This is a genomic window from Mycobacterium sp. (genome assembly GCF_040509115.1).
Classification (GTDB): Bacteria; Actinomycetota; Actinomycetes; order Mycobacteriales; family Mycobacteriaceae; genus Mycobacterium.
The window spans coordinates 18,577-29,116 of record NZ_JBEVLO010000100.1; the positions used below are offsets into that span (position 1 = coordinate 18,577).

General features: G+C 66.1%; 12 protein-coding genes. 3 read left to right on the plus strand and 9 right to left on the minus strand.

The genetic code is table 11. The features are described 5' to 3' along the window. Positions 1-37: 37 nt before the first annotated feature. The 7 genes from ABW137_RS08430 to ABW137_RS08460 form a co-directional block, all read right to left on the minus strand. Positions 38-469 carry a heme-binding protein gene (locus ABW137_RS08430; RefSeq protein ID WP_526398808.1) on the minus strand — a complete coding sequence of 144 codons (432 nt, stop codon included), beginning with the start codon at positions 467-469 and terminating at the stop codon, positions 38-40. Then, positions 466-894 carry a NifU family protein gene (locus ABW137_RS08435; protein ID WP_526398810.1) on the minus strand — a complete coding sequence of 143 codons (429 nt, stop codon included), beginning with the start codon at positions 892-894 and terminating at the stop codon, positions 466-468. Before ABW137_RS08435 ends, ABW137_RS08430 begins: the two co-directional genes overlap by 4 nt. A 1-nt stretch (position 895) precedes the next feature. Beyond that, on the minus strand, positions 896-1,906 hold the full coding sequence (locus ABW137_RS08440) for an amidohydrolase family protein (protein ID WP_526398812.1): 1,011 nt from the start codon (positions 1,904-1,906) through the stop codon (positions 896-898). Positions 1,907-1,960: 54 nt separating this feature from the next. Continuing rightward, on the minus strand, positions 1,961-2,767 hold the full coding sequence (locus ABW137_RS08445) for an MBL fold metallo-hydrolase (protein ID WP_526398814.1): 807 nt from the start codon (positions 2,765-2,767) through the stop codon (positions 1,961-1,963). A 206-nt stretch (positions 2,768-2,973) separates the two neighbouring features. Next, positions 2,974-3,648 carry a Crp/Fnr family transcriptional regulator gene (locus ABW137_RS08450; RefSeq protein WP_526398816.1) on the minus strand — a complete coding sequence of 225 codons (675 nt, stop codon included), beginning with the start codon at positions 3,646-3,648 and terminating at the stop codon, positions 2,974-2,976. 118 nt (positions 3,649-3,766) lie between these two features. Then, positions 3,767-5,137, minus strand: a complete 1,371-nt coding sequence (locus tag ABW137_RS08455; RefSeq protein WP_526398817.1) for an MFS transporter — start codon at positions 5,135-5,137, stop codon at positions 3,767-3,769. Next, entirely contained in the window at positions 5,134-5,925 is a 792-nt protein-coding gene (locus tag ABW137_RS08460; RefSeq protein WP_526398819.1) for an MBL fold metallo-hydrolase, read from the minus strand. The genes ABW137_RS08455 and ABW137_RS08460 overlap by 4 nt, the downstream gene beginning before the upstream one ends. Positions 5,926-6,359: 434 nt before the next feature. Here ABW137_RS08460 and ABW137_RS08465 point away from each other — a divergent pair, with 434 nt between their 5' ends. Further along, complete coding sequence (locus ABW137_RS08465; protein ID WP_526398821.1) at positions 6,360-7,592, plus strand: CaiB/BaiF CoA transferase family protein; 1,233 nt, start codon at positions 6,360-6,362, stop codon at positions 7,590-7,592. Continuing rightward, on the plus strand, positions 7,593-8,546 hold the full coding sequence (locus ABW137_RS08470; RefSeq protein ID WP_526398823.1) for a hydroxymethylglutaryl-CoA lyase: 954 nt from the start codon (positions 7,593-7,595) through the stop codon (positions 8,544-8,546). Here the strand turns inward: ABW137_RS08470 and ABW137_RS08475 are convergent. Continuing rightward, entirely contained in the window at positions 8,488-9,138 is a 651-nt protein-coding gene (locus ABW137_RS08475) for a GntR family transcriptional regulator (protein ID WP_526398825.1), read from the minus strand. The two genes, ABW137_RS08470 and ABW137_RS08475, sit on opposite strands and share 59 nt — an antisense overlap. Before the next feature lie 114 nt (positions 9,139-9,252). Then, positions 9,253-9,771 carry a nuclear transport factor 2 family protein gene (locus ABW137_RS08480; RefSeq protein WP_526398827.1) on the minus strand — a complete coding sequence of 173 codons (519 nt, stop codon included), beginning with the start codon at positions 9,769-9,771 and terminating at the stop codon, positions 9,253-9,255. A 228-nt stretch (positions 9,772-9,999) separates the two neighbouring features. Here ABW137_RS08480 and ABW137_RS08485 point away from each other — a divergent pair. Then, positions 10,000-10,540 (plus strand): SDR family NAD(P)-dependent oxidoreductase (locus ABW137_RS08485; RefSeq protein WP_526398829.1); only part of this gene is annotated, 541 nt, incomplete at its 3' end.

Here is a 10,540-nt window from a genome sequence, read left to right on the forward strand (position 1 = left end):
GCCACGCAGGGAGTTCACAGGGATTGCCGTCCCGCCGTCAGGTCGACGTCAACTCGATCGCGGCCTGCGCCACCTCCATGTCCTCGCTGTAGTGGCCACCGGAGACCCCAATGCCCCCGATGATCTCGCCGTCCACGGTGATCGGGTATCCGCCACCGAACACGACGAGCCTGGGCGTATGCACAATCCCGTCGCGAAGGGGCGGGTCATCCTTGATGAAGTCGTGCCAGGCGTGGGTCGGCATACCGAAGGCCACCGCGGTGTATGCCTTGTCCTGGGAGATCTGGACCGCGAGCTTGGCTGCGCCGTCCATCCGGCGAAAGGCCTTCAGCTCCCCTGATGCGTCGACGACGCAAATGGCCGAGCGTTGCCCGCACGAGTCCGCCTTGGCGACTGCCGCGTCGAGCAATCGCTGCGCGAACGCATCGGTGATCGTGGCATTCCGCTCGTACATGCCGGCGGTGGTCACGAGCCTGCCCCGATCCTCGGCGACCGCCGACGGACCGGCCCGGTGTTCACCTGGATGGGCGTCCTGGGCTCCCCCGCCGGGTTCGCGGTGGGACTCGTCCGCAGCCCGGGCCGACCGGTCGGCAGGCTGATCGACAGGATCCGTTCGACGGCCACGTCTGCGACGTGCACGTTGGGTGCACTCACGCTGCGCACCCCGTCGACTTGCCGGATCAACGGCGCAACCTTGCTATAGAACGTCGCTGCGACCGCTGGGCAGGCCCGGCATGCGCCGTCGAACGCCAAGGTGACGTCGCCGTCCCGCGACACCGAGGCAGCGGCGACCGCGCCCCCGTGCGAGTCGAGGAATCGACCGAGGTGCTGCCGGATCGCCTCGTCCACGGCGGCCTGCACGCGGTCGGTGTCCAGCGGTGTGGTGGTCGACATGTCAGGGGGTCCGATCGTCAGAGCCGTGGATGGCCTTGAGGGTCTGGCCGACGTCGATGCCGAGCATCCCAGCGTAGTTCTCGCCGAGGATCTTTCGCTTGTCCTCGCGGGTGATCGGCGGAAAGCCGTAGTCCTGCTGCAGGTTCTCGGGCATCTCGAGGTCGGTGAACAGCTCGATGTAACCCTGGACGTTCGGCCACACGAAGGCCTCCGAACCCCACAGCAGCCGGTCCGGGCCGACGTACATCATGGCCTTGCCGAGCCTCTTGAGCGCCTCGCGGGGCATGATCGGGTAGATGTTGATCCAGGCTGAAAGCGCCAGCCACACATTGGAGTTCCGTGCCGCGATGCTGATCGACTCGTCGATGTAGGGGTCGCCGAGGTGGTGGATGATGAAGTTGAGCTCGGGGAAGTCCAGCGCAGCCTGCTGCAGGTCCGTCGGGTGCATGTGCTCCATCCGCTCGGTGCCGAACGGCACGCCCTTGTGGAACTGCACGTTGTTGATCCCGAGTTCGAGCGCCTTCTCCCACAACGGATAGGCAATCTGACGGTCGTCGATTCGCCAGCTCAGCGAATGGTCGTGCGCCTGATAGAACTTGAAGCTGACCGCCCCCCACTCCTCGGTCTGACGAGTCATCTCACTGATGGCGCCGTCGATTCCCTGGTAGAGCGGGTCCACACCGCCGCAGAACAGCACCCGGTCGGGGTAGGCCTCCTTTAGCGCCCACTGGCGGCGCGCCGGGGAGAAACCGTCCTTCCACCACCCGAACAACGGCACGGTCTGAGCCATCGCGATGTCGGTGTCGGACTCCTCGAACAGGATGCGGCCCGCTTCCTCGACGCTGAGTTCCTCGTCAAGGAAGTGGTCGTTGGCCGGATACTGCTTGTTGGAGAACAGCTCCCCCATGCCGATCAAGTTGCGTGCGGTCAGCTGACCGGAGGGGTTCAGGTTGTCGGGCTTGTTGTCGTACATGTGAATGACGTTGTCGAAGACGAACATTCCATCGCGCATGGTCGGGTGACCTTTCTGGTTGGGCTGTTGAACAACGGTGGGCTGAGCTCCGTGCTAGCTTCGGGCTCCGAGACGGAAGCCGTCGCGCACCGCGGGCACGGTGCGTGGCAGATCGGTGATCGGAAGTCCGTGGGTAGGTCCGATCAACTGGACGTCGAGACGATCGAGCAGTGAATCCAGTTCCGCAAGGTAGGGTTCGACGTCGGTGACCCGGGTCCAGTAGAGCGCGAGCTCGGCGAACAACGCGGTCATGTCGGGCAGGTCCAGCGAGGTGGCCTCCTCGGCCACCAGTCCGCAGTGTCCGTCGGTGTGATAGTGGCTGAAGGCGAATCCGTCCCCGGGGAACAGCGCCCGTGTGACGTCATCGAAGCCCCAGTAGGTCGGCATGAGATCGCGGATCACCCCCGCGACGATCGAGAACGTCCGGCCGCCGAGGTCGTAGTCCAACGTCGCCCGGGTCGGCACCTCGATGCGGTCGGCGAACTGCGGGAACACCAGGTGCAGATCCTGAACTCCCCCGATGGCGACGGCCGTCGGGTACTTGACGAGCAGCCGGCCGACCCCGCCTGCGTGCGGCGTCTCGGGATGGGTGGCGAAGACGTACTCGACCGGCGGGACGAGCCCCGCGAGTTCGTCGAGTTGGGCCTCGATCAGATCGATGTCGCCGGGAAATCCCGTCTCGACCACCAGCGACCGCTGCTCGCCTGCGATGACGTACACCGAGTTGTACGAGTGGAAGACCCGCCCCTTGTAGGGCTGGCGCAGGCAGCCGCCGAGCCAGTAGATGCCTGGACCCAGCCTGCGGGGCAACGGAAGCGGCCCGGCGACGGTGGTGTCGGTGGCTGGTTCTGAGATGGTCACGCGACGGGCCTCCCCACTTCGGGGGCGGACCTCGGCACGTTGGTAAGGCTGCCTGGCGGAGTTCGTTTCGGTTGCACGGAGAGTCGTCACTTTCTGGGCTTCCCCGGAGGGCTCACCGGGGTGTGATCTGAATCATTCCCTCGGCGGCAGACGATGTCTGTCAAGCGTTAGACACACGTCGGGATGAACGCGGGTGACCCCGGAAGTTATTGACTGCCAACGCCTTCGGTGGAGATCAGTGCCAGTTGGTCGCGGTCGAGTACGTCGATGTGGCCGCGCCTCAATGCGATCACGCCCGCCTGCTGCAACTTGTTCAGTGCGTACGTCACCGACACCCGCGTGCGGCCGGTCGCGGACGCGATCTCCTGATGTGTCAGATCGAGCAGGCCCCGCGAACCGCCTGCGCGCATGCTCTCGGCGTCGAAGGCGTCCAACAGGGCGGCCACCTGCGCCGTGGTGTCACGGAACGTCGCCGACTCCAGTTGGTCGATCAGGGTGGCGATCTTCCCGTAGGCCCAGCTGAGCAGGCTCAGCAGGATCTCCGGCTCGCGCGCACAGGCGGCGCGCAGCCGGGCTTGAGGTAGCTTGAGCGCCTCGACGGCAGAGATGGCGTGCACCTGAATGCCGAGCGGCACGTTGGCGCAGTCCCCGAAGGTGATGTAGTCGCCGATGATCGACCCGGCCGAGCCGTAGAACAGGAGGCGCTCCCGGCCGTCGGCGGTGAGGATCGAGATCCGGATGACGCCTGCGGTGATGAGCAGCGCGTGTTCCTTGAGCAGCTCGATGTCGGCGATCCATGCCCCCGGCTCGAACTTGAGCGGCCTGGCCCCCTCGAAGAAGCGGGTCAGGTCGAGGTCGGCACTGCTCAGGAACGGCTTCACTGCCTCACACCTCCTTCGGCACCGACGGCCACATGCCCCCTGCACCGAGGGTGGCACGAATCGTCGGCTCAGCCAGGAGGTTTCCGACGTTCGGCAGGTCCAGAACCCGCTCGGGCGACTAGCGGGGCTCGCCGACGACCGGTTGGGACCCCGCCGCGACGTCTGAACCAAGCGCCACCTCGGCGCGTTCGGCGATCTGCCGCAGGCTGGGGAACAGTCCCTTGAACGCGATCGGGATGATACCGGCGATCAGCAGTGCGACCGCGAAGAAGACCGTCGCCCTGGCGAATTCGTGTTCCTCGCCGGCGAGGATCCCCGCAGCGTAGGGCCCGACGAAGCCGCCGAGGTTGCCCACGCAGTTGATCAGGGCGATGCCGCCTGCTGCCGCGGTGGCGGTCAGCACGCTCATCGGCGATGCCCAGAACAGCGCGATGAACGTCAGCGCACACGCGATCGCGACACACAAGGCGCCGAAGGCGACGGCGTGCGAGGAGACCAGCAGACTCAACGTGAGCGCCAGCCCCGCGACGACACCGAGCGAAGCCAGGTGCCACCGCCGGTCTCCCGTCCGATCCTGGCTGCGGCCCAGCACCGTCATGGTCACCATGGCGATGACGAACGGGATCGCGGCGAGTAGGCCGTTCTCCAGCGGCGAGACCGAGGCAAAGCCCTTCTTGATGATCTGGGGCAGCCAGAAGAAGGTGCCGAAGTAGCCGACGCAGATGCTGAAGTAGGTCAGGCTGTACACCCAGACCGGCCACGTCCGGAGGGCGTGCCCGAAGCTCTTGCTGCCATGTGGATCAAGCGCCTGGGCCTGCTGTTCGCGGTCCAGACTGCGGGCCAGGGCGGCGCGTTCGGCGGCTGGGAGCCAGGCCGCGTCTTCCGGCCCGGCGGGCACCAGCCGGAACCACGCGATCGCAAACAGCGCGGTGACGCCGCCGGCCAACAGAAACAGCCACTGCCACCCGTCCAGACCAAGCCACTGCAGTCCCATGACGAGCCCAGCCAGCGGACCGCCGATCATGCCAGCGAGCGGGACGGCCAGCAGCGTCAGCGCCAATGCGCGTCCCCGCTGCGCCGACGGCAACCAGAGGGTGATCGTGAAGATCACGCCAGGTGTGAAGCCACCCTCGAAGGCGCCCATCAGGAACCGCAGCGCCACCAGCACCTCGCCGTTCGGCACGAAGGCCTGCAGCGCGGTCACGATGCCCCACCCGAACACCAGCGTCCCGATCCACTTGGTGGCGCCGACGCGCTGCAACGCCAGATTGCTCGGCACCTCGAAGATCGCGTAACCGATGAAGAAGATGCCGGCCGCCAGACCGAACATCTCCGCCGTGATGCCCAGGGTCTCGTTGATCTGCAGCGCCGCATAGGAAATGCTCGACCGGTCGATGTTCATCAGCAGCTGCCCGATCAAGAACAGCGGCAGCAGGCGCCGGCTGATGATCCGAAAGGCGCTGTCAGCGTATGGTTCGGAGATGGTCACGCGGGGATCCTTCCCATCTCGGGAGCGGCGCTCGGCGCAGTGGCGAGGTCACGCAGCACTCCTTTGTACATTTCTACTGTCCGGCTGACGGCGGCACCCTCCAACACAGGCCCGTACGCCGGGGCGATCCGCTCCACGTGGAACGTCGCGAACAGCGAATCCAGCCACTCGACGATCATCTCCGTGCGCGCACCTGCAAGCCACCAGTAGCGCGTGGCGGTGAGGTAGTCGCGTAGTTCGTCGGCGTCGACGTCGCGGGCCAGGGCGCCGGGTAGGTGTCCGAACGCGTCGGAGGTGAACAGCGTCCGCGACAGCGGGTCGAACAGCCAGTGCGTGGTGAGCAGTCGCAGAGCCGGCTGGATGACGGAGATGGTGCGAGACGGGTTGTCGAGCAGGGTGATCGGATCCTGCCGGACCGCGGTGTAGGTGACGTCGGCCGCGCGTCCCTCCAGCTTCTCGTCTGGACGGAAGCCGAACCAGATCATGCCCTGCGACTGCGCACCGAAGACCGTGGTGACGTTGAACCGGTTGACGACGGGGACCACGTTGCAGACCGAGTCGAATTCGCTCTCCCGCAACGTGATCACGGCAAGCTCGTGGTCCGAGGGAAGCCGCTCCGCGAGCCAGTTCAGTACGTCGCCCTGGTGGGTGCTGAACCCGGTGTCGACCAGCAGTGCGGTCCGGCCCTCCTGGAGCAGGTACACGTTGACGATTGCGTCGCCGCGAACAGCAGCGGGGTAGGCCGCGATGCGTCCATCCAGACGCACCGGAAGGTGCAGGACGCTCACCGAGCCGCCTGCAAAGGACTCACTTGTTGGGTGCACGAGGTGCCTTCACTTTCTGCGCTGCCCCAGTGGGCTTACCGGAGTGTGATCTGAATCATGAACGCGGTCGCGACTGGCGTCTGTCAAGTGTTAGACATATCGCTGCCGCGGCGGTACTGAAACGGCCTTATTGCATACATTCCGGGGCCGATCCTGCTACTGGCCGCCGATGACGCTTCGTCCACACCCATCATCGATCTGGATGACGCGCAACTGCGAACCCGCATCCTGGTGAGACGAACTGCGGCCATCAAGAACGCATTTGAGCGCACCAGTCCGCACCGAAGGACGTCACGAACCGGGCATTGACGAACTGGCGCCAGTTGCTTACCGTCGCTGCCACACCCATCAATGCATGCAATCTGGGGCCGTTGCCCCACCCCGGATGAGGAGAGCGCGTGGATACCCCGCCCAGGACCGATGCCCGCCCGAACGTCAGCGCAGGCCCTCTGGCGGGGGTTCGCGTACTGGAAGCGGGTTCGCTGATCGCCGGACCGTTCTGCGGACAACTGCTAGGCGACTTCGGCGCCGAGGTGATCAAGATCGAGGATCCCGGTGCGGGCGACCCGATGCGGCAGTGGGGCGCCCAGAAGGTCGACGGGTTGAGCCTGTCGTGGCCCATCATCGCGCGCAACAAGAAGTCCGTGACGTGCAATCTACGCACCGCTGCCGGCCAGCAGATCGTCCGCGACCTGGTCCGCGAGTCGGACGTGCTCATCGAGAACTTTCGGCCGGGCACCTTCGAGAGGTGGGGGCTGGGCTACCAGGCCTTGCGCGAGCTCAACCCCCGGCTGGTGTTCGTGCGCGTCACCGGGTACGGCCAGGACGGACCATATTCGCGCAGAGCGGGATTCGGCTCCGTCGGTGAGGCCATGGGGGGTATCCGAAACCTGACCGGCGAGCCCAATCGGATGCCTGCGCGCATCGGCGTCTCGCTTGGCGACTCGCTTGCCGGCACCTTCGCCGCGCTCGGCGCCACCATCGCATTGCTGAACCGGGTGCGCTCGGGTGAGGGGCAGATCGTCGACTCGGCCATCTACGAGGCCGTGCTCGCGCTCATGGAGTCCACCATCCCCGAGTGGGCCCTGGCAGGCGTCCAGCGTCAGCGCACCGGAGCGGTGCTGCCCGGGGTCGCGCCCAGCAACGTCTACCCGACCGGCGACGGCAAGGACATTCTGATCGCCGCCAACCGCGACACCGTGTTCAATCGGCTGTGCGACCTCATGGCACAGCCCGAACTGAAGACCGACCCTCGGTTCGGCACGCACCAGGCTCGAGGACTGAACATGGCGGAGCTCGACGGCTTGATCGCCAAGTGGACCACCAGCGGTACGTCCGACGAAGTTTTGGAGACCCTTCATCGGGGCGGCGTCCCCGCGGGCCGGATCTACACCGCCGAGGACATGGTCGGCGATCCGCATTACGCCGCCCGCAACGCGATCGTCACGTTGACCCACGACGTGCTCGGTGAATTTCCGATGCAGAACGTCGTGCCCCAGCTCTCGGCGACCCCCGGCCGCGTGCGGTCGTTGGGACCGACGCTTGGACAGCACAACGCTGAAGTGTATGGCCAACTGCTGCAGATGGATTCGACGAGGTTGACGCAATTGACCACCGAGGGCGTGATCTAGGTGGCTTCGACGATCACCATCAGCGAAGTCGGTCCACGGGACGGCCTACAGAACGAGCCGGACGTCCTCGCACCGTCCCTGCGGTCCGAACTCGTCGGTCGACTAGCTGCCACCGGATTGGGCCGCATCGAGGCGGTGAGCTTCGTCCGAGACGACGTCGTACCACAGATGGCAGGCGCCGAGGCGGTCCTGACCGGACTGCGCGAGACCGGCGACGTCGACGTGCTCGGGTTGGTACTCAACGAACGCGGCTTGGCGCGTTGTCTAGCAACGTCGGCTCGTCCGAACCTCACGGTGTGCGTAACGGATTCGTTCAACCGTCGCAACCAGCAGGCGTCGGTGGCGGAGTCGCTCGCCGCGCTCGGTCCACTCTCCGCCCGCGCGCATGGTCGCGCCCTGCGGGTAACCGTCACGCTCGCCGCGAGCTTCGGCTGCCCGTTCGAGGGGGCCGTGACCACCAGCCAGGTGATGCACATCGCCGAGGCGGTCGCCGGGTCGGCCGACGAGATCGTCTTCGCCGACACCATCGGCGTCGCAAGCCCGCGTCAGGTCCGCGCCCTCGTCACCGCCGCGGTCCGTGACCTGGACGCATCGGTGGGGCTGCACCTGCACAACACCCGAAACACCGGGTATGCCAATGCGTTCGCAGGAATCGAAGCCGGCGCCCAGATTCTCGACAGCTCGGTGGGCGGCATCGGCGGGTGTCCGTTCGCGCCGGGAGCCACGGGCAACATCGCCACAGAGGACCTGCTCTACCTTCTCGACATGGAGGGCGTGCACACGGGCGTCGACATCGCTCGGGTGATCGACGTCAGTCGGTGGCTGAGCGGAGTGCTCGGGCGTGCCCTGCCCGGCCAACTCCACCGAGCAGGCGTCGGCACGTCGTATGCCGATGTCACCGGGAACGCAGATTCATCAAGGAGGCCCGCGCGGCCAGCACGTGCGCCCTCGTGATGGCGGCCGCCCAGTCCCGATCCCCAGCCCGGAATGCCGCGATCATTTCACGATGGTGATTGCCGCTGCGCTCCAGATCCTCCCGGGCGTACCGATGAAACGTGGCCCGCACCAGGGGAAGTTGAGCCACGCCGTGGATCATCGACGCCAGCGTCGGGCTCCTGGCAGCGTCACGAACCGTGTCGTGGAACTCGGTGTTGAGTTCGGTCAATCGGTCGCGCCCATCGCGATCTGGCTCAACGCCGCATGCTTCCATCTCCAGACACAGGTCCTCGAGCCGCTCGAGCGTCGCGACGTCCATCCGATCGGTGGCGAGCGCGGCGGCGAGAGAGTCGAGTTCGGCTCTGGACTGATAGATGTCGTGCAGCTCGTCGTCGGTCCACGACCGGACCGTTGCGCCCCGGTTCGGCAGCATCTCGATCAGTCCTTCGGCGGACAGCTGGCGCAGCGCTTCCCGAATGGGCGTTCGGCTCACGTCGAGCTCGGCAGCGAGCTCCACCTCTACCAGCCGCGCGCCAGGCAGCAGTCGGCCGGAAAGGATGCGGTCGCGAATCTCGCCATAGGTGCGCTCCGTCGACGGCGTCCCACCCATGCGCCTCGCCTGCCCTTCCCACGTCAGCAGCCGGACCGGCACAGTCCGGGATCAGCAGAGACAGTACGCCCGCACAGACCCTACCCAGTCCGATGGCTACCCAGACCGATCGGGTCAGGAGGGTTGTTCGATCCGCGAAAGTCGTCCCGTGTCATTTACGTCGGCGCCGGTGCGGTCGAAGAGGTCCTGGTTGCCGGTCTGCCACGACACGATCTGGCGCACGCGATTGATCCTCCAGTCGTCGCCGCGGACGAGATGGAACTCGTAGTAACCCACCTGTTGCTGGGTGTCGCCGCCGTCCGCATTCGCCAGGAAGTGAGTGGCGTTCAGCGTGGCCACGCAGCTGGCCACGTCGCCTGAGATGGTCACCTGGTGGTTCGCGCTGATGTGCTGTGTCGCGTCGTAGTGGGCGAAGATTCCCTGGCACAGCGCCACGAACTCGTCCCGCTGGAATCGCACCCAGCCGTTGGTGACAAGGAAATCGGCGTCGAACTCGTCGGTGAAGCAGGTACCGAAGTCCTCCCACCGCCGCAGGTCGATGCCGACGGCGTAGCGGGTGATGACGTCGATGATCGACATGCGGTCGGAGAACAGTCGCGCGGACTCCAGGTCTCGGGTGTCGATGGTTGTCATGTCCGAATCCTTTCGCTGACGGTCCCGGGTCGTATTGACCACGTTACCCATCACTGACTTTCATGTCGAATAATTGACTAATACGCCCGTAGCGCTTAGCTTGGCTCCAGCACGTCACCACGGTCACCACCGGGTGCCGCAGACCCTTGCTCTTGAAGACCGTTGCCCCCGAAGACCGTTGCCCCCGAAGACCGTTGCCCCCGAATCTCCACACCAAGGACGGAAGTCATGACACCTGCCGCCATCGGATCACGGCTGAACGGCAAGGTCGCGATCGTCACCGGGGCCGCGCGCGGTCAGGGCGCCGCCGAGGCGGCCCGGTTCGTCGGCGAGGGGGCGCGCGTCATCCTCACCGACGTCCTCGACGACGACGGCAAGGCCATCGCCGACCAGCTCGGCGATCGCGCGGAGTACTTCCACCACGACGTCGGGGCCCACAGCGACTGGGACCAACTCCTCGACCACGTCGTCACGACCTACGGCGGCGTCGACGTCCTGGTCAACAACGCCGGCATCTCCCGCGCTGGCGCCATCGACGAATTCCTCTGGGAGGACTTCGACGCCATGGTCCGCATCAACCAACGCGGCGTGCTCCTCGGCATGCGAGCAGTCATCGCCCCGATGCGCCGCGCCGGCCACGGCAGCATCATCAACGTCGCATCCGGCTCCGCACTACGCGGCATGCCGGAGTTCATCTGCTACTCCGGCACCAAGTTCGCAGTACGCGGCATGACCCAAGTCGCCGCCGCCGAACTCGGACCCGACAACA

Excerpts from the sequence above, each read along its gene's own strand:
- ABW137_RS08475 (WP_526398825.1), bottom strand. The coding sequence starts at position 9,138 with ATGGGTGGGACGCCGTCGACGGAGCGCACCTATGGCGAGATTCGCGAC.
- ABW137_RS08440 (WP_526398812.1), bottom strand. The coding sequence starts at position 1,906 with ATGCGCGATGGAATGTTCGTCTTCGACAACGTCATTCACATGTACGAC.
- ABW137_RS08435 (WP_526398810.1), bottom strand. The coding sequence starts at position 894 with ATGTCGACCACCACACCGCTGGACACCGACCGCGTGCAGGCCGCCGTG.
- ABW137_RS08480 (WP_526398827.1), bottom strand. The coding sequence starts at position 9,771 with ATGACAACCATCGACACCCGAGACCTGGAGTCCGCGCGACTGTTCTCC.